The 19,447-nt window shown below is 53.3% G+C and carries 19 protein-coding genes; 7 read left to right on the plus strand and 12 right to left on the minus strand.

Annotated features, from left to right (window positions below; translation table 11 throughout):
- Positions 1 to 30: 30 nt before the first annotated feature.
- Both VFT64_00805 and VFT64_00810 read left to right on the plus strand, forming a co-directional pair.
- A complete protein-coding gene (locus tag VFT64_00805; GenBank protein HEU5046361.1) occupies positions 31 to 1,470 on the plus strand; it encodes a chloride channel protein in 1,440 nt (479 codons plus the stop codon).
- A 4-nt stretch (positions 1,471 to 1,474) separates the two neighbouring features.
- Positions 1,475 to 1,867, plus strand: coding sequence for a group III truncated hemoglobin (locus VFT64_00810; GenBank protein HEU5046362.1), 393 nt, complete (start codon positions 1,475 to 1,477; stop codon positions 1,865 to 1,867).
- A 21-nt stretch (positions 1,868 to 1,888) separates the two neighbouring features.
- Here VFT64_00810 and typA read toward each other — a convergent pair whose 3' ends face one another.
- Positions 1,889 to 3,721, minus strand: coding sequence for a translational GTPase TypA (gene typA / locus VFT64_00815; protein ID HEU5046363.1), 1,833 nt, complete (start codon positions 3,719 to 3,721; stop codon positions 1,889 to 1,891).
- A 200-nt stretch (positions 3,722 to 3,921) separates the two neighbouring features.
- On the opposite strand from typA, the gene cysQ reads away from it, so the two are divergent.
- The gene (cysQ, locus tag VFT64_00820) at positions 3,922 to 4,668 is read left to right on the plus strand and encodes a 3'(2'),5'-bisphosphate nucleotidase CysQ (protein ID HEU5046364.1); all 747 of its coding nucleotides are present in this window, start codon (positions 3,922 to 3,924) and stop codon (positions 4,666 to 4,668) included.
- Positions 4,669 to 4,809: 141 nt separating this feature from the next.
- Here cysQ and clpX read toward each other — a convergent pair whose 3' ends face one another.
- The 11 genes from clpX to VFT64_00875 all read right to left on the minus strand — a co-directional run bounded on the left by clpX (position 4,810) and on the right by VFT64_00875 (position 16,437).
- Entirely contained in the window at positions 4,810 to 6,060 is a 1,251-nt protein-coding gene (clpX, locus tag VFT64_00825) for an ATP-dependent Clp protease ATP-binding subunit ClpX (protein HEU5046365.1), read from the minus strand.
- A 203-nt stretch (positions 6,061 to 6,263) separates the two neighbouring features.
- Positions 6,264 to 8,669, minus strand: a complete 2,406-nt coding sequence (gene lon / locus VFT64_00830; GenBank protein HEU5046366.1) for an endopeptidase La — start codon at positions 8,667 to 8,669, stop codon at positions 6,264 to 6,266.
- 145 nt (positions 8,670 to 8,814) lie between these two features.
- Positions 8,815 to 9,756, minus strand: coding sequence for a UDP-N-acetylmuramate dehydrogenase (gene murB / locus VFT64_00835; protein ID HEU5046367.1), 942 nt, complete (start codon positions 9,754 to 9,756; stop codon positions 8,815 to 8,817).
- Positions 9,749 to 11,194: a UDP-N-acetylmuramate--L-alanine ligase gene (gene murC, locus VFT64_00840; GenBank protein ID HEU5046368.1), complete on the minus strand. Its 1,446-nt coding sequence runs from the start codon at positions 11,192 to 11,194 to the stop codon at positions 9,749 to 9,751. Before murC ends, murB begins: the two co-directional genes overlap by 8 nt.
- On the minus strand, positions 11,191 to 12,309 hold the full coding sequence (murG, locus tag VFT64_00845; protein ID HEU5046369.1) for an undecaprenyldiphospho-muramoylpentapeptide beta-N-acetylglucosaminyltransferase: 1,119 nt from the start codon (positions 12,307 to 12,309) through the stop codon (positions 11,191 to 11,193). The genes murC and murG overlap by 4 nt, the downstream gene beginning before the upstream one ends.
- The gene (locus VFT64_00850; protein HEU5046370.1) at positions 12,309 to 12,584 is read right to left on the minus strand and encodes a hypothetical protein; all 276 of its coding nucleotides are present in this window, start codon (positions 12,582 to 12,584) and stop codon (positions 12,309 to 12,311) included. The genes murG and VFT64_00850 overlap by 1 nt, the downstream gene beginning before the upstream one ends.
- A gap of 74 nt (positions 12,585 to 12,658) precedes the next feature.
- Positions 12,659 to 12,901, minus strand: a complete 243-nt coding sequence (locus tag VFT64_00855; protein ID HEU5046371.1) for a hypothetical protein — start codon at positions 12,899 to 12,901, stop codon at positions 12,659 to 12,661.
- Position 12,902: 1 nt separating this feature from the next.
- Complete coding sequence (gene ftsW, locus VFT64_00860) at positions 12,903 to 14,027, minus strand: putative lipid II flippase FtsW (GenBank protein ID HEU5046372.1); 1,125 nt, start codon at positions 14,025 to 14,027, stop codon at positions 12,903 to 12,905.
- Positions 14,028 to 14,064: 37 nt separating this feature from the next.
- Positions 14,065 to 15,480 (minus strand): UDP-N-acetylmuramoyl-L-alanine--D-glutamate ligase, encoded by a 1,416-nt coding sequence (gene murD / locus VFT64_00865; GenBank protein ID HEU5046373.1) that lies wholly within the window; start codon positions 15,478 to 15,480, stop codon positions 14,065 to 14,067.
- Between the two features lie 53 nt (positions 15,481 to 15,533).
- Entirely contained in the window at positions 15,534 to 15,977 is a 444-nt protein-coding gene (locus tag VFT64_00870) for a GNAT family N-acetyltransferase (protein HEU5046374.1), read from the minus strand.
- Between the two features lie 37 nt (positions 15,978 to 16,014).
- Positions 16,015 to 16,437: a hypothetical protein gene (locus VFT64_00875; protein HEU5046375.1), complete on the minus strand. Its 423-nt coding sequence runs from the start codon at positions 16,435 to 16,437 to the stop codon at positions 16,015 to 16,017.
- Positions 16,438 to 16,473: 36 nt separating this feature from the next.
- Between VFT64_00875 and cutA the strand changes: the two genes are divergently transcribed.
- The 4 genes from cutA to VFT64_00895 are packed head-to-tail and all read left to right on the plus strand — an operon-like array spanning position 16,474 to position 19,443.
- On the plus strand, positions 16,474 to 16,806 hold the full coding sequence (cutA, locus tag VFT64_00880) for a divalent-cation tolerance protein CutA (GenBank protein HEU5046376.1): 333 nt from the start codon (positions 16,474 to 16,476) through the stop codon (positions 16,804 to 16,806).
- A 23-nt stretch (positions 16,807 to 16,829) separates the two neighbouring features.
- Entirely contained in the window at positions 16,830 to 18,176 is a 1,347-nt protein-coding gene (locus VFT64_00885) for a 3-deoxy-7-phosphoheptulonate synthase class II (protein ID HEU5046377.1), read from the plus strand.
- A gap of 11 nt (positions 18,177 to 18,187) precedes the next feature.
- Positions 18,188 to 19,024, plus strand: a complete 837-nt coding sequence (kdsA, locus tag VFT64_00890) for a 3-deoxy-8-phosphooctulonate synthase (protein ID HEU5046378.1) — start codon at positions 18,188 to 18,190, stop codon at positions 19,022 to 19,024.
- 5 nt (positions 19,025 to 19,029) lie between these two features.
- Positions 19,030 to 19,443: a hypothetical protein gene (locus VFT64_00895; protein ID HEU5046379.1), complete on the plus strand. Its 414-nt coding sequence runs from the start codon at positions 19,030 to 19,032 to the stop codon at positions 19,441 to 19,443.
- The last annotated feature ends 4 nt before the right edge of the window (positions 19,444 to 19,447 follow it).

Consider the following 19,447-nt stretch of genomic DNA (forward strand, 5'->3'; position numbering starts at 1 on the left):
GTGTACAAATTAAATGGGCGAGTAAGCAAAATGGCCAGCCATGAACATGAAGTAGAAAAATCCTCCACCACTATCGGCCTTCCGGTTTCGCCGGGCCTGAGTCCTGCCATTGCGCAAGCAGCGATTCCTAAACATATCAGCGTCGTAGATCGCAGGACATTACTCATTTCGTTCATGTGTATCGGTATCGCGCTGATCGTGGCGCCAATAGCAAGATTGCTGGTTAATCTGATCGAGTTGATCACCAATCTCGCCTTTTATGGCAGAATCTCCATGCAGAATGCATCGCCTGCCCATCATGCGTGGGGATATGGAGTCATTGCTGTGCCTGCGATAGGTGCGTTGATTGTAGGATTCATGGCGCGTTACGGTTCTAAAGCCATTCGTGGCCACGGCATACCCGAGGCGATGGAGCAGATCCTTGTCAATGATAGCAGGATTCCCGTACGCATGACATTTTTAAAGCCGCTTTCTGCCGCTATTGCCATCGGCACAGGCGGGCCGTTTGGTGCGGAAGGCCCGATTATTGCGACCGGTGGCGCATTGGGCTCGCTGATCGGACAGCTGATCCATGTTTCAGCACAGGAGCGCAAGACGCTGCTAGCCGCAGGGGCAGCGGCTGGTATGACAGCCATTTTCGGCAGTCCTATCTCGGCGATCCTACTGACGATTGAATTACTGTTGTTCGAATTCCGCCCGCGTTCGTTCATTCCCGTTGCATTTGCGACCATTGTGGCGATGAGCCTGCGTCCGTGGATGTTCGGCACCGGACCAATGTTTGCATTATCTGGCATCCCTGTGGCATCGCAGAGCGCCATGCTGGGCTATGCGCTGGAAGGGATTGTCATGGGGCTGTTTGCCGTGGGAATCGCGAAATCCGTTTACTGGATTGAAGATATGTTCGAGCATCTGCCCATCCATTGGATGTGGTGGCCGGCGCTGGGCGGTCTGGCCGTTGGTGCCATAGGCTGCTTCTATCCCGAAACGCTGGGGGTAGGGTACGACAATATCGATAAAGTCCTGAGCGGAGCTTTTGTGGGTAAGGCATTGATAATGTTCTGCATCATGAAATTCCTCTCCTGGGCCATTGCGCTTGGCAGCGGCACATCCGGCGGTACGCTCGCGCCAATCTTTACCATCGGCGGCGGTATAGGGGTGCTGACTGGGGAATTGCTAATGTCAATCTTTCCGGAGATGGGCATCGACCTGCGCGTGGCGGCGCTCGTTGGCATGGCGGCATGCTTTGCCGGAGCTTCACGCGCGATCTTCGCTTCGATTATTTTCGCTTTCGAGACGACAAGGCAGTTCAATGGCCTGCTGCCGTTGCTGGCAGGATGTTCGGTTTCATTCCTTGTATCCGCGCTGATGATGCGCAATACTATCATGACGGAGAAACTTGCGCGTCGCGGCCATCATGTGCCGTCCGAATATGTGGCGCATCCGGTGCAGGTGAAGGGAGCACCTAAATAAAGTCATGAAAGAATCGGCCATTACGGAAGAAACCATCAAGCGGCTGGTGGATACTTTCTATAGGAAAGTGCGTGCTGATGCGGTGCTCGCGCCGGTATTTACCGCGATCATCGGTGAATCGGATGAGGAATGGAAAGATCATCTGCACAGGATGTATGATTTCTGGTCGTCCGTGATGCTCACAAGCGGCAAGTATCACGGTAATCCATTACAGAAGCATAAAGATCTGCCAGCATTCGATATGGTACTATTTGACCGCTGGCTCGCGCTGTTTGAACAGACCGCGCAGGAGTTGTATACGCCGGAGATTGCAGCGCAGTATATCGCCAAAAGCAGACGTATAGCCGAAAGCCTTAAGCTCGGTATTTACTATAAACCAGATTTTCCTATTGCTTAAGCCTGCGTAAGCAGCGAAGCCTTAGGAGGCTTCGCGCTTGCTTTCACGGCTCATGCGTTTGCGGTCGTTCGCATCGAGGAAGCGCTTGCGCAGGCGCAGCGACTTCGGCGTAACTTCCACCAGTTCGTCATCCTGAATATAGGAGATCATCTGCTCCAGCGTCATCATCAGCGGTGGAGTCAGGCGGATCGCTTCGTCCTTGCTCGTGGTGCGGATGTTGGTGAGCTGTTTGTTCTTCAGCACGTTGACTTCAAGGTCGTTATCGCGGCTATGTTCGCCGACGATCATGCCTTCATACACTTTATCCTGCGGATTGATGAACATGATGCCGCGTTCCTGGAGGCCCCAGATCGCATAAGCAACGGCTTCGCCCGTATCGGTGGAGATAAGCGCACCGTTCCTGCGGCCTGCAATATCGCCCTTATAAGGAGCATAGCCGTGGAACAGGCGGTTCATGATGCCGGTACCGCGTGTATCGGTCATAAATTCACTCTGATAACCGATCAGGCCGCGTGACGGAACGTGGAAGATAATGCGGGTCTTACCACCGCCGGACGGACGCATATCGGTCATTTCGCCTTTGCGCAGTGAAACTTTTTCAACAACGGTGCCAGTATATTCTTCATCCACGTCGACAACGACTTCTTCAATCGGCTCCAGCTTTTCACCCGTGTCCGGATCGGTCTTGATCAGGACGCGCGGACGGGAAACAGAAACTTCGAAACCTTCACGGCGCATCGTTTCAATCAGAACGCCGAGCTGCAATTCGCCGCGGCCGCCGACTTCAAAAGCGTCTTTACCAGCAGTTTCTTTGACCGAGATCGCAACGTTGGTTTCCGCTTCCGCGAATAAGCGGTCAGCAATCAGGCGCGACGTTACTTTTGTGCCTTCTTTACCAGCATACGGAGAATCATTCACGGCGATGGTGATAGCCATCGTCGGCGGGTCGATCGGGGTGGAAGCGATGGGTGTGTTGATCGAGAGTTCGCCGATCGTGTCAGATACGGAAGCATTTTCAAGCCCCGCGATGCAGATAATATCGCCTGCTTCGGCTTCATTCACCGGCATGCGTTTGATGCCCTGGAAGGAAAGCAGTTTCGTCATACGGCCTTGCTCAACAACCTCGCCTTTGAGATTGATAGCTTTAATCGGAATGCCGACGCGTGCGCGACCGCTGTAAACACGGCCCGTCAGGATACGGCCCAGATACGGGTCGGAATCAAGAATCGTGGCAAGCATAGAGAACGGCGCGTCTTTATCCACGTCCGGCGCTTCTACGTAGGAGAGAATCGTGTCGAACAGCGGATCGAGGTTCACTTTTTCGTCCGTCAGGTTTTTAATGCACCAGCCTGCGCGACCGGAAGCGTACAGCACGGGGAAGTCGAGCTGGGCATCAGAAGCTTCAAGGGCGACAAACAGATCGAACACTTCGTCGATCACTTCATCCGGGCGTGCGTCCGAACGGTCGATTTTATTGATGAGAACGATGGGGCGCAGGCCAAGGCGCAGCGCTTTGGTCAGTACGAACTTCGTCTGTGGCATGGGGCCTTCCGCTGCGTCCACGAGCAGCACAACGCCGTCCACCATGGAGAGAATACGTTCAACTTCACCGCCGAAGTCAGCGTGGCCCGGGGTGTCCACGATGTTGATGCGCGTATCGTCACGCACGACGGAGGTACATTTGGCAAGAATCGTAATGCCGCGCTCTTTTTCAAGGTCGTTGCTGTCCATGACGCGCTCTTCCACGTCCTGGTTTGCGCGGAACGTGCCCGTCTGCTTCAGCATCGCATCCACGAGCGTTGTCTTGCCGTGGTCTACGTGTGCGATAATAGCGATATTTCTCATGTTGGTCATGCGCGCTTCCCCTGAACTTTCCAAACTTGAATATAATGTACAACCCGTTACGAGCGCAAAAAAATCTGCGCCACTTCATGACGCGTCAACCTTCCCCGGCGCTTAAACGCGCGACTTTATAGGTGATTATTGCGTGGAAAGCAAGTGCCAAAGGGAGTATGCTATGCTTTACGAAAGCAGCAGAAAACCGTGGAAAGAGCATGAATATCGAGACTATTCTACCGCAAGTAATTGATCTGGCTAGAAATGCGGGCTTAGCGATCATGGAGCGCTACAGGACCGAAGGCACCGTTTACCAGAAACAGGATAATTCACCCGTCACGGAGGCAGACCGGGTTGCAGATCGTATAATTGTGGAAGGTTTAAAGAAAATAACGCCTGATTTTCCAATAGTTTCAGAAGAAGGAAGCAAGCCGGATGTGTCCAAAAGCCGCTATTTCTGGCTGGTTGACCCGCTGGACGGCACGAAAAGCTTCATTCGCGGCAACGGCTATTTCACAGTGAATATCGCGCTGGTCGAAGGAAAAGATAACCCAATACTCGGCGTCATTTATGAGCCTGTAAATCAGCTGATGTATTATGGTAGCATTAAGGGAGCGTTCAAAGAAGCAGGTGGCCACGTTACACCGATCCGCACAAAGCTGAAAGACGCACCGGAAGTGGCATTTGTCAGTCACTCCCATCTCAATCAGGCAACGCAGGATTATCTCATGCAACATCGCATCAGCGTGCGTGTGCCCTGCGCGAGCTCCATCAAATTCTGCTTCCTGGCAGAAGGAAAGGCGGATGTCTATCCGCGCTTCGGTCCCACGATGGAGTGGGATATTGCCGCAGGTCACGCTATACTGACTGCTGCAGGAGGAAAGGTGGTTACGCCGGAAGGCAAGCCTTTCCAATACGGAAAAGAAGGTTTCCTGAACGGGAATTTTTTAGCGATCGGAAACTAGAGGCGTTTTGCCATGCAGGTCATGCCAGCGAAAGCTGACATCCAGTCTTTTGCTATTTATATAATCCGCTTTTACTGGATTCCTGCTTCCGCAGGAATGACATTCACTTATAAAAAACCCCGCCGGAGCGGGGTTTTTCTTTTAGTTGATCTTCGCCGGTTTCTTTTTATCTGGCGAGACAAGGATAGGTGCCTTGTTGTTATCGACGACATCTTCATTGATAACGACTTCAGCCACATTCTCCAGATTCGGCAGCTCGAACATCAGGTCAAGCAGGATCGTTTCCAGGATCGCACGCAGGCCGCGCGCACCGGTCTTGCGCTGGATGGCTTTACGGGAAACGGCTTTGAGTGCATCTTCCGTGAAAGTCAGCTGAACTTCTTCCATCTCGAAGAGTTTCTGATACTGTTTGATCAGCGCGTTCTTCGGCTTGGTCAGAATTTCGATCAGCGCTTCTTCGTCTAGATCGTTGAGCGTTGCGCATACCGGCAGACGGCCCACGAATTCAGGAATCAGGCCGAACTTCAGCAGATCTTCCGGCTCAAGCTGCGTGAGCAGTTCGCCCGTACGCTGGTTTTCCCGGCTGCGCACATCCGCACCGAAACCGATAGACGTGCCCTGCTTGCGCGCCGCAATGATCCTTTCCAGACCTGCGAACGCACCACCGCAGATGAACAGGATATTGGAAGTGTCCACCTGCAGGAATTCCTGCTGCGGATGCTTGCGGCCGCCCTGCGGCGGAACGGAAGCGACGGTGCCTTCCATGATCTTGAGCAGCGCCTGCTGCACGCCTTCACCCGAAACGTCACGGGTAATCGAAGGATTGTCGGACTTGCGGGAAATCTTATCCACTTCGTCGATATAGACGATGCCGCGCTGAGCACGGTCAACGTTGTAATCGGCTGCCTGCAGAAGGCGCAGGATGATATTTTCCACGTCTTCACCGACATAGCCCGCTTCGGTAAGCGTTGTCGCATCTGCCATCGTGAACGGAACGTCCAGAATGCGTGCGAGTGTCTGTGCGAGCAGCGTCTTACCCGAACCGGTGGGACCGATGAGCAGGATGTTGGACTTCGCAAGTTCTACATCGGTCGTCTTATCGAGCAGCGAAACGCGTTTATAGTGGTTGTGCACCGCAACGGAGAGCACTTTCTTTGCCTGATCCTGGCCGATCACATAATCGTTCAGCACTTTGGCGATATCCTGTGGCGTAGGTACACCTTCGCCTTCTTTTGTGATCGAGCCTTTATCGGCAGCACGGATGATATCCATGCACAACTCGACGCATTCATCGCAGATGAACACGGTCGGACCGGCGATCAGTTTACGTACTTCATGCTCGCTCTTTGCACAGAAAGAGCAGTAGCGTGTATTTTTTGATTCTTTTCCCATTTTACTCATCACCAAGATTCCTATGAACTAAATCCAAGAAAATTAATACAGTCGCATTCCATAAGAGGCAAGCGGCAAGTAAGTAATTTTTTTACTTGCCGCATCATTGGCGGGACATGCTGATATTTCTGCCATGCCCGCCTGTTGCAATACGGGTTGCAGTGTGCCACTACGGCACTGCCGGATGCATTTGAAACAGCAGATCAGTGCCGAAGACCGGAAGCTTCGCCGTCTGAATCATCAGAAAGGATCGGTTTCTTGTCTGCCGGCGGTTCGGTCCATTTGGTAGGAACGAGCGGTGCAGTCAGTGCAAGCGCGAGCACTTCATCCACAGTGGCGACCGGAATGATCTTGAGATCGCTCTTCACGTTCTCAGGAATATCTTCCAGATCTTTCACGTTCTCCTGTGGAATCAGCACGGTCTTGATACCGCCGCGCAATGCCGCAAGCAGCTTTTCTTTCAGCCCGCCGATCGGCAGCACGCGACCGCGCAGCGTCACTTCACCCGTCATCGCAACGGATTTATGCACAGGCACACCCGTGAGCACGGAAACGATTGTCGTGGCCATTGCGATACCTGCGGAAGGACCGTCCTTCGGCGTTGCGCCTTCCGGCACATGGATATGAATATCCTTCTGCTGGAACAGCGGCGGAATGATGCCGTAGTCAAGCGCGCGTGAGCGAACATAGCTGAGCGCCGCCTGCGCCGATTCCTGCATCACGTCCCCAAGCTTGCCGGTAATCGTGACCTTGCCTTTACCCGGAACTGTCACGGCTTCGATAACCAGCAGGTCGCCCCCGACTTCCGTATAGGCAAGACCAGTGGTCATACCCACAAGGTCTTCCTTCTCGGCTTCGCCGTAGCTGTATTTGCGCACGCCCAGATATTCGCCGAGATTTTCGCTCGTAATCGCTACCGACTTCATATCCTTCATCAGGATATTCTTGATCGATTTGCGTGTCAGGCTTGCGATCTCACGCTCCAGGTTACGTACACCGGCTTCCCGCGTGTAGTAGTGGATGATATCGCGCAGCGCTTCATCCGTGATCGACCACTCGCTTTCTTTCAGGCCATGTGCCTTTATCTGCTTGTTGATCAGATGGCGTCTCGCAATACCGACCTTTTCATCTTCCGTATAACCTGAGATCTTGATGATCTCCATACGGTCCATGAGCGGACGCGGCATGTTATAGCTGTTGGAAGTCGCGATGAACATCACGTCCGACAGGTCATAGTCCACTTCCATGTAATGGTCGTTGAAATGCGCGTTCTGTTCTGGATCGAGTACCTCGAGCAATGCCGAAGCCGGATCGCCGCGGGAGTCATTGCCCATCTTGTCAATCTCGTCAAGCAGCATCAGCGGATTGGAATTCTTCGCCTTCTTCATCGCCTGGATGATCTTGCCCGGCATCGAACCGATATAGGTACGGCGATGGCCGCGGATTTCTGCTTCGTCATGCACGCCGCCAAGTGAAATCTTGACGTAATTGCGTCCGGTCGCCCGCGCAATGGAACGCGCCAGCGATGTCTTACCGACACCCGGAGGGCCTACGAGGCAGAGGATCGGGCCTTTGAGCTGGCGAGTGCGTTGCTGCACTGCAAGATATTCAAGAATACGCTCTTTGACTCTTTCCAGACCATAATGATCTTCGTCAAGAATCTTCTGGGCGTTATTCACATCGCGCAGCACGCGGCTCGGTTTCTTCCAGGGGATAGAAACAATCCAGTCCAGATAGTTGCGGATAACCGAAGCTTCAGCGGACATCGAGCTCATCGTGCGCAGCTTTTTCAACTCGCCCGTAGCTTTCTCACGTGCTTCCTTGCTGAGATTCAGCTTTTTCAGCTTCTGTTCCAGTTCGCCGATTTCATCCTTACCGTCTTCGCCTTCGCCAAGTTCCTTCTGGATCGCTTTGAGCTGTTCATTCAGGTAATATTCGCGCTGGGTCTTTTCCATCTGACGCTTGACGCGGGAGCGGATGCGCTTTTCCGTGTTAAGCACGCCGATTTCGCCTTCCATAAGCGAAAGCACATGCTCAAGGCGTGTGGAAATATTGATGGTTTCAAGAATATCCTGCTTCTCCTGGATCTTGACCATAAGGTAAGAGGCTACCGTATCGGCAAGCTTACCCGGATTGTCGATCTGGCCGATCGTCGCCATGATCTCGGAGGGGATTTTCTTGTTCAGTTTAACATATTGTTCAAACTGCGCGATCACCGAGCGGCAGAGCGCTTCTGTCTCGAGCTTGTTACCGTGCGTTTCGACAACATTCTCAACATGCACCTGATAAAAGTCGCGATTATCGATAAAATCGACAACGGACGCTCTTTCAATGCCTTCGATCAGTACTTTCACCGTGCCGTCGGGCAGGCGCAATATCTGCAGGATAGTAGCGATCGTTCCCACGCGGTAAATATCCGCAGTGCCCGGATCGTCCTGCGCAGCGTTTTTCTGCGTGACCAGCAGGATGCGGTTATCGTGCTTGGTAACTTCTTCGAGCGCTTTAATGGATTTATCGCGTCCTACGAAGAGCGGCACAATCATGCCGGGAAAGACGACAATGTCACGCAACGGCAGGACAGAGTAGACGGAATTCGAGGGATTATTCATAAAGGGTATATCAGCTGTTTTGCGGGGATTATTGGGAATTCTATACTATGATATAGGCTTGCGCCAAACTTTTTCTAGGGGTAGCCCTATAAAAATATAATTAATTATACTTGCAATCGGCAGAAAACCGCAGTGAAGCAGGCCTCTAGGCAGCGGCAATGCCAGTTCTTGCAAGGGAAGTTGTTGAATTTCCTATAATTCTTATTTCCCAGTGCAATGAGATACCGGAATGCTCCAGGACCCTTTTGATAACAGTTTCTCCAAGTGTTTCAAGGTCTTGTGCGGTGGCATCGCCGGTATTAATCATGAAGTTGCAATGCAGCTCCGACATTTGCGCCCCGCCAACGCGCAATCCCCGGCATCCTGCTTCGTCAATCAGCTTCCAGGCTTTGAAACCTTCGGGGTTCCTGAAAGTGCTGCCCCCGGTGCGGGAACGGACAGGTTGCGTGCTGTTGCGCTGGAGGGCTATCTCTTCCATGCGTTTGGCAATGATTTCCGGTGATTCAGCTCGTCCCTGAAATACTGCACCGGTGAATATCCATCCTTCCGGCAAACCGCAATGGCGATAGCTATAGGCAATTTCCTGCGGTGTCAGCGTATGGATCTTGCCTTGCGGATCAACTGCAGTGGCTTCCACTAAGATATCTTTCGTTTCGGTTCCGTAAGCTCCCGCATTCATAGCCAGCGCCCCACCAATACCGCCTGGTATGCCGCTCAGGAATTCCAGCCCGCCAATACCATGATCGCGGGCAAGGGTGGTAACGCTGCTGTTCAGGCAGCCGCTGCCTGCGATGATCCGATCGTCTTCCACCCGGCAGTCCACGAAACCGCGTCCAAGCTTAATAACAACGCCGTCAATGCCACCGTCGCGCACGAGCAGGTTACTGCCTACACCAAGCACGGTGATGGGCAGATCCGCAGGTTTATTTGCGATAAAGAAGGCTAGATCCTCTGTATCTTCCGGCTTGAAAAGCACTTCCGCCGGACCGCCGACTTGAAACCAGTTGCTTTTGGAAAGATCCGCGCCTGCGCGCATTTTACCGCGTGTTGCTGGCAGGGATGCAATCAGCTCGCGAGCCTCAGGCATGCGCCTCGATCTCCTTGGGCAGCGCATTGGCCCATTTGCTAATGCTACCTGCGCCGAGGCACACGACCATATCGCCTTCTTTGGCTTCCTGCAGTACCAACCCGGCAAGATCGGCAGCGTTGCTCAGGCGTAGCACGTGGCGGTGACCGGCACTGCGCAATCCATCTGCCAGTGCGTCGCTATGAATATTTTCAATCGGTTCTTCTCCGGCAGGGTATACATCTGTCACGATCACCGTATCCGCATCGTTAAAACAGGTGCAGAACTGGCCGAACAAATCCCGCAAACGCGTATAGCGATGCGGCTGCACCACGGCGACGACTTTTCCGTCCGTGCCGCTTTGCGCCTGACGCGCTGCTTTCAGCGTCGCCTGTATCTCCACCGGGTGATGGCCGTAATCGTCGATCACTGTAATGCCCTTAGCAACACCAGTGCGGGTAAAGCGGCGTTTGACACCGTCGAATTTTGCGAATGCTTTTTTCAGCACATCGTCACTGATAGCAAGTTCCTGAGCGATGCTGGTGACGGCAAGCGCATTGCGGATATTATGCTCGCCGAACATGGGAAGGAAAATATCTTTAATGGTCTTTTCAGTTGCAGCCACTTCTACGTCGAACATCTGACCGCCTGCTTCACGGCGGATATTGACGGCACGCACATCCGCCTGAGGCGTGAAACCATAGGTGATCACGCGGCGGTCATGCACTTTGCCAAGCAGCGTCTGCACTTCCGGATGGTCGATGCACAACACCGCAAACCCATAGAATGGGATATTCTCCACGAATTGTAGGAACGCTTTGCGCAAATTGTCGAACCCGTTGTAATAATCCAGATGCTCAGGGTCGATATTCGTGATGACCGCAATACTGGAAGGCAGCTTGATAAAAGTACCGTCCGATTCGTCTGCTTCCACGACCATCCATTCGCCGCTGCCGATGCGCGCATTGGTGCCGTATGAGTTAATGATGCCGCCATTGATAACGGTCGGCATCAGGCCCGCCGCGTCAAACAGGGCGGCTGTGAGTGAAGTGGTCGTTGTCTTGCCATGCGTGCCCGCAATGGAGACGGCCATTTTCAGGCGCATCAGTTCGGCCAGCATTTCTGCACGGCGCACGATAGGAACACGGCCAGCGCGAGCGGCGACGACTTCCGGGTTTTCCGGCTTGACGGCCGAAGAGACGACAATAGCCGAAGCGCCGGAGATATTGGCGGCATCATGACCGACGAAAATTTTGATACCGAGTGCGCGTAGACGGTCGAGATTGGCGCTCTCTGTGAGATCGGAACCCTGAACCTGATAGCCAAGGTTATGCAGGATTTCGGCAATGCCGCTCATGCCGATGCCGCCGATGCCGATAAAATGCAGGACGCCGACATTGAGCGGCAGGCTGCGTGCGATGGGAAAGGCTTTCTGGCGGGGGATGGATAATACGGTCATAAAACGGTCTTCAATGAATGTTCAGCGGCAACATTAAGTGTTATAGCAGCTAAATCGCTTGCTGCATTAATTTTTCCTGCAGCGCGCGCATTAGCGGCGGCGCGGGCGAGGTTGTCCGGCAGGCTCAGGAAGGCCTCAATCCGGTTGGAAAGGGAAGCAGCCGTAAATCCTTCCTGCGGAATCATCCATGCGCCGCCAGCTTCTTCAACCGAACTTGCGTTATAATACTGATGGTTATCCATGGAGCTCGGAAGCGGAACCAGAATGGATGGGCGTCCGGCAGCGGTAAGTTCTGCGATGGTCGAAGCGCCTGCACGGGCAATCACGAGATGTGCCGCTGCAAGCCTTGCCGGAATATCGCTGAAGAACGGAAGTATATCCGCGCTTACATTCATCTGCGCATAAACAGCGCGGGTGGTCTCCACATCTTCCTTGCGGCATTGCTGGTCCACGCGGATGCGCGCGCGCAGATTGCCGGGCAGGGCGGCAATGGCCGCCGGGACGATCTGGCTGAAAATGGAAGCGCCCTGGCTGCCGCCGGTGACCAGAATCCGGATATTGCTGTCCTGATTGAGTTCGGGGTAAGGGATGTTGTGCAAGGCACGGATAGCGGCACGCACGGGATTGCCGGTCAGAATAGTCTTCTTCTGATGTTCCGCGCTGATGAACTTTGTATCGGGGAAAGTGGTGGCGATGACGGTAGCGCGGCCGATCAGCACACGATTGGCACGCCCCAGCACAGAGTTCTGCTCATGGATGATAGTAGGGATACCGAGCAGACTAGCTGCATAGATGGTCGGAAATGAAGGGTAGCCGCCGAAACCGACCACGACATGGGGCTTGATACGGCGCAGGATCGCAAGTGCCTGCAGCACGCCGATCATGATGTCCGTGGCAGCAGTAATCTTGCCTTTTAATCCTCGCCCGAAAGTGCCGGCGCGCACCGTGTGGCGCTCCAGCGTGCCGAGTATGCCTTTATAGTCCGACGCGCGTCGGTCGGTAATAAGTACGGCTTTGTAATCGCGGCTGTTAAGTTCTTCAGCCAGGGCTTCAGCAGGAAAGATATGTCCGCCCGTACCACCGGCGGCCAAAACTATAGTACAGGACATGCTCATTATTTTCGTCTTAACCTCAAAATACTGTAGGCGCTTATTGCTGCCCAGGTGCTGTCAATGAGAAACGCCGGAAGATTCCATGCCCACAGCAGTGAAAACACAACTGCGAGCGAACCTAGCAAGTTCATCCACAGATAACGCGGATCGTTCACGTCAATCAGGCCGCGCAGCGACATATAGTACGCAACCAGCATGGCCGTTACGCCCGCAATGCCTATCAAATCTGCAAAAATCACACCGTGCCTTTTTCTGACATAACCAAAGCGCACTATCATACTAATTCTGTGCACAATGGCAATTATCTTAATGCTGAATAGCGGAGATATATAAATCGGGGAAGCAGCGGGAATTATTCTTTATGCCACACTTTTAAAATACCGTAACCGCTGATGGCCGCCCACGCTCCGTTAATGATGAAGGCGGACAGGTTCCATGACCAGAAAAGGGAAAATACGATAGCAAGCGAGCCAAAAAAATTCATCCACAGATAATGTTTATCCGTCACATTTAACGCGCCGCGCTGCGACATGAAATAGGCAAGCAATATGGCAAGCACACCGATAATGCCGATAAAGTCGGGAAAACTTAGCATATTATCTCCTGGCGGCGATGTGACCGTATTTCTTGCGGGTAAAGGCGAGCATCATGCCCATGCCCAGCGCAATAGCGACGAGTGAGGAACCGCCGTAACTTAAGAATGGCAATGTCATGCCTTTGGCGGGAAGCATATCGACCGCCACGCCCATATTGATGATCGACTGTATGCCGAATTGCGCGAGCAGCCCCGCCACGGCAATCACGGTGAAGAAATCATTTTCCTTCCACATATTGATCAGCCCGCGAATGACGATGAAGGCAAACAGGCCCAGAATGATCAGGCAAGCGATAATGCCGAATTCCTCGCATGCCACGGCGAAAACGAAGTCCGTGTGCGAGTCGGGAAGCTGCAGCTTGATTTTACCTTCGCCAGGACCACGTCCGAACCAGCCGCCGCTGGCGAAAGCTTCCAGCGATTTGGCAACCTGGTAGTTATTGCTGAAACTGGGGTCGAGAAAGTTATCGATACGTTTTTTTACATGCGCAAACACATGATAGGCGACGAACAGGCCACCAGCTCCGCAGAACGGCATCACCAGAACCCAGAAGAGCGGCATGCCCGCCAGGAAAAACTGGATCGCCCACATGACGGAAATGGTCACGACCATGCCGAGATCCGGCTGGATCAGTAACAACGCGATAACAAGAGCGTATAAGCCAATAGCGATGCGCCAGCCCGGAAAATCCTGGTGCGATTCGCGCAGATGAAATATCCAGGCGGTAACAACCGCCATGCACGGCTTCAGGAATTCAGAGGGCTGTATGGAAATGCCGATAATAGTCACCCAGCGTTTTGCGCCTTTGATTTCCATTCCTACGAATGGCAGCACCACCATCAGCGCGATACTGATCATGAAGCCGATGATCGCAAGACGCCGGACATTCTGTGGAGGTTGCAGTGAAACTGCGAACATGACCAGCAGCGAAATCAGCAGGAAGGCATATTGACGATGAATGAAGTGGAACTCGTTGACGCCGATACGCACAGCGACCGCCGGACTGGAAGCGGTAACCATAACTGCACCGACACAGATTAGCATGAACAGCGCAAGCAGGGTAGGCCGGTCGATGGTCCACCACCAACGGGCTACGATACTGTTGCTTGTGCGGTCGAGCCTCATCCTATTCCCTTCCAGCAGGTGGCTTTCGCCTACGCTTTTACTTTTTGCCCAGAATCACCTGGTCGAGTAGATCTTCCACCATCTTGCAGAATGCGTCACCGCGCTCTTCAAAATTCTTCCACTGGTCGAAAGAAGCGCAGGCGGGTGAAAGCAGCACCACGGCGTTTTGTTTACGATCCGCGAAAGCTTTCTTTGAAGCTTCTTCAAACGCATTAGCCAGCGTGCCGCAACGTGTATAGGGAACGCGTCCTTCCAGCGTAGATGCAAATTGTTCCTCTGCTTCACCGATCAGGAATGCATGGGTAATGCTGTCAAAATAAGGGGCCAGCGGCTCGATGCCGCCTTCCTTCGCACGTCCGCCCGCAATCCAGTAAACATTGGAGAAAGGAGCCAGTGCATTGGAAGTCGCATCCGCATTGGTTGCCTTGCTGTCATTGATGAAGCGCACGCCGTGAATCGTAGAGACGATCTGCAATCTGTGACGTAAGCCCGGGAAGCTGTGCAGTCCCTTTTCAATATCACGCACGGCCAGTCCGTAAACCTTGCAGGCGGCATAGGCAAAAGCAGCATTCTGCCAGTTATGGCGGCCTGTCAGGTTGGCGATGTCGAAAATCTTTACCGCTACCGGATTTGCGGGATCGATCTTGTCGTGCAGCACACCCTCCCTATCCACGAACACGCCGTTTTTCAGGGAATTGAGGCGCGAAATGGGGATGATATTCGCCTTGCTGCGTTGTTTCAGTTCCGAATAAACGGAACGCGAATAATCGTCATCCACGCTGATGAGCGCGTAATCATATTTATTCTGGCGGTCGAAAATATGCGATTTGGCTTCAACATATCCGGCCATGCTGCCATGGCGGTCGATATGGTCCGGCGTGAAATTCAGAAGCAATGCAATATTGAAGTGGGATGTACGCACCAGATCCAGCTGGTAAGAGGAAAGCTCCAGCACATAGCAGCCATCCGCGCCCACAGGTTGCAGCGAGAGAGCGGGGATGCCGATATTGCCGCCCACTTCCGCCCTGCGCCCTGCGGATTGCAGTATATGGCCAATGAGTGAAGTTGTGGTGGATTTACCGTTCGTGCCAGTGATAGCAATTTTTTGCGCACTTGCCTGTGCCTCGCAGAATAGCTCAATATCGCCGATAACCGGAATATTGGCTTCCTGCGCCATATCCACTGTATAATGCGGTTTGGGATGGGTTAGCGGTACGCCCGGACCGAGCACGAGTGCACTCAGTTCTTTCCAGGGCCAGTTAATAGGATCCATGATCTGCGGTCTTGCCATACCGCTGCCGCTTTGCAGGAGCGCTCTGCGGCTCTCGTCACGGTCGTCCCATACATAGACATCCGCTCCGCTGGCGAGCAGGCTTGAAACAGTGGAGATCCCGGCTTTGCCGAGTCCCATGACGCCGAGTTTTCTGTTCTGGAAATTACGTAGTGTAATCATACTGTTGCATGCTGATGAGTAAAGAGGTGAGCTTACGTTGGAAGTTACGGTAATTATGTGCCAAAAGCAATTAACTTTTCCATCTTTATGTGCGGGATGGTCGACTTGATAAATGGCTCGCCATAGATGCGGTAGCCAAGCTTTTCATAAAAGGATTGAGCCGTGATACGAGCTGCCATTTCAATGCGCTGTACACCTTCCTGCCTTGCTGTATGTTCGGCAAATGAAACAAGCTTTTGGCCAAGGCCCTTGCCCTGAAGCGTCACAGCCACCGCAACACCGCGAATTTCGTATAAAGAGGGGGAGGCTGGCTTTAGGATAATAGTTCCGGTAACGCTGCCATCGGGAGCGATGGCAGCAATATGAATCTGGTTTTCTTCTCCTTCAGTATCCTGGGCGCTAAGAACCAGCCCAAGCGGCAGGCGGAGGACCTGTTCCCGCAACCGCTTGCTGAGATCGTACAGAGGCGAGCCAAAGGCAATTTTCTGTATATCCATGCGAAGCGGCTGCGTTATTATAACCTGTTGACAAGTATTACTTCTTTTCTGCCGGCGCATCGGTTGCAGCCGGAGCGCTTCCGGCGGGTGCGGCACCGCCAGCATCCTTGTCATGCTTACGCATGTGCTTCTCATGGATGTTCTTGAAGAATTCCTTGCGCTCTTCAGGCGACATATTGTGAATCTTCTCTTTGAATTCCCTGCGCTTTTTCTGGTGCTCTGCCCATTCCGCCTCGGTCATCTTGTCGAGCTTGTCAGCCATTTCATGGGCATGTTTGCGGGCTTCCTGAAGTGTCCATTCATGGTGCATCTCTTCATGATGCATATCCATTTCTCCACCAGGACCGGCATGTTCCATGGGAGCAGGCGTGGGTTTAGGCTCAGTCCCGGCGCTGGCGGCAAAAACGCTGCCGGCGGTAAGGGTCAAAGCGGTAATACTCAATAGAAGCAGTTTCTTCATTGCGATTTCCTTTCCTCAAGGTTATATAGAGACATCATGAACACGACATCAGCGACTTTAATATACATAACCGCCCCTAATCGGGAAGAGGCTATTTTACTCTCGCGCGAGCTGCTGGGTAAAAAACTCGCCGCTTGTGCCAATATTATCGATCATGTGACGTCGTTGTATCACTGGAACGCGGAAATCGAGCAGAATAACGAGGTCGTGATCGTCCTGAAAACGTTTGCAGAGCATATGGATAGCATTATTGAAACGGTCAAAAGCATGCATTCCTACGCCTGTCCGGCAATCGTTGCGGTGCCGCTGAGCGGCGGCAACCCGGACTATCTGCAATGGATGCAGGAACAAGCCCCCGTCCATCCCTGAAATGTTTTCTTTTAAGTAGCAATATGAAAAACTGGTCACTCGATAGCTGGCGTTCACTCCCCATTAAGCAGCAGCCAACGTACAAAGATGAAGCTGCGCTGCGTGAAGTTGCGGGCAAACTGCGCTCGCTGCCGCCGCTCGTTTCCCCCAGCGAATCGCGTAAGCTTAAAAGCGAGCTGGCGCTGGCTGCGCAGGGCAAGGCGTTTCTGTTGCAAGGCGGTGACTGTGCCGAAAGTTTTGCGGAATTCAATGAGCCGAATCTGCGTAATTATTTCCGCGTGATGCTCCAGATGACCGTCGCACTGATGTATGGCGCAGGTGTGCCGGTGGTCAAGGTCGGCCGTATTGCGGGCCAGTTCTCCAAGCCGCGTTCGGACGATATGGAGAAGCAGGGTGATAAATCCCTGCCGAGCTACCGCGGCGATATGGTAAACGGGATCGAGTTCGACGAGGAGGCGCGCTTCCCCGATCCCGAACGGTTACTGAAAGTATATTACCAGTCGGCCTCCACGCTGAACTTCCTGCGCTCGCTGGCCAAAGGCGGTTATGCGTCGCTGCGCCAGATCAGCGGCTGGAACATGGATTTCGTTGCGAACTCCATGCAGGGCAAGCGTTTTCACTTGCTGGTGAATCACATCAACGAGTCGCTACGCTTCATGGAAGCCTGCGGCTTGCAGCTGGACGAGATGGAACAGCTGAGCGAAGCAAGCTTTTACACATCGCATGAAGCCCTGCTGCTTGGCTATGAAGAAGCCCTGACGCGCCGCGATGAAACGGATGATAAACCGTATATCGGTTCTGCGCATATGCTCTGGATCGGTGACCGCACGCGCTCGCCGGACGAAGCGCATGTGGAATTCCTGCGCGGTGTGGGCAATCCGATCGGTATGAAAGTCGGCCCTTCCATCACGAAGGATGCGCTGCTTTCCCTGTGCGACATTCTGAATCCGGAGAACGAGCCCGGCAGGCTGACACTGATCTGCCGTATGGGCGCAGAGAAGATCGATCAGTTCCTGCCGCCGCTGGTGCGTGCGGTGCGGGATGCGGGCAAATCCGTTGTCTGGTCGTGCGACCCGATGCATGGTAACACGATCAAATCGCCCAGCGGGATCAAGACGCGCAAATTTATCGACATATTGTCGGAAGTGCGCAGCTTCTTCGCCATTCACCAGGCGGAAGGGACGCATGGTGGCGGTGTGCATTTCGAAATGACGGGGCAGGACGTGACGGAATGTCTCGGCGGTGCGCAGGCGATTTCGGAGCTGAATCTCGCCGACCGTTACCACACGCATTGCGACCCGCGCCTGAATGCATCCCAGAGCCTGGAACTGGCATTCCTGATCGCAGAAGAATTGAAGAAACATAAGTAAGGATAATGGCGATGCAGCATAAGCATGTTTCCGTTGGCGGTGTAACGTTTGGCAACGATCTGCCGTTTGTCCTGATTGCGGGGCCATGCCAGATGGAAACGCGCGATCACGCGATGATGATGGCAGAAAAGCTCGTTGGCATCGCAAAAGACCTGAATATCCCGTTTATCTATAAAACCTCGTTCGACAAGGCCAACCGCACAAGCCTGAAAGGCAAGCGCGGCATTGGCCTGAAGGATTCACTGCCTGTATTTGCGGAAATCAAAAAGACTTTCGGCTGCCCGGTGCTGACGGATGTGCATACCGAACAGCAATGCGCAGAAGTGGCGGAAGTAGTCGATATTCTGCAGATTCCGGCGTTCCTTTGCCGCCAGACCGATATGCTGCTCGCTGCGGCAAAGACCGGCAAGGTGGTAAATGTAAAGAAAGGCCAGTTCCTCGCACCGTGGGACATGAAAAACGTGGCGGATAAAATCGAAGCGGGCGGCAATTCGCAGATTTTGCTGACAGAACGCGGCGCATCGTTTGGTTATAACACGCTGGTCACGGACTTTCGTGCACTGCCGATCATGGCGGAAACCGGCTACCCGATTATTTTTGATGCGACCCACAGCGTCCAGCAACCGGGCGGGCAGGGCACTTCTTCCGGTGGTGACCGCCGCTTCGTGCCGCCGCTGGCGCGCGCTGCCGCTGCCGTAGGCGTCGCGGGAATTTTCATGGAAACCCATCAGGACCCGGATAATGCGCCTTCCGACGGTCCGAACATGGTAAAACTTTCCGAGCTTGCAGATTTGCTAAAATCCCTTAAAGAGATAGACAATCTTACAAAAGCAACAGGGAAGAAATAATCGCCATGCTCGCTTCTGCTATACGATATTGTCTGCCGGTGCTGCTCATAGGTCTTCTGCCTTATGGCGCGGTAGCATGCGAAGTGGATGGAAAAACACTTCCCTGCTCGAATGCGGCGGAACAATTCATAGAAAGATTGCATGACTGCGTTCACCTCGCCGGTGAAGTCGGAGGTGGGGAGCCGGAACGGGAAGCGGAATTGAGCAAACAGATCAATGAGCTGCATTGCGACCACATAGTATGTGATTATACGAAGATTCATTCCGCGAAGAAGGGTACCAGGAGCGATAAAAAGGTTCTGGATGCAGCCCTTGCAGAAATTACGCGTGAGGATTATGGCGGGCAGGATGATTTCTTTGAAAACTTTGCTACCGACAAATGCCCCGCACCCGCAGATTACAAACCTAAGCAACAGTAAAAGA

This window comes from Rickettsiales bacterium (assembly GCA_035765535.1).
Lineage (GTDB): Bacteria > Pseudomonadota > Alphaproteobacteria > Rickettsiales > JABCZZ01 > JABCZZ01.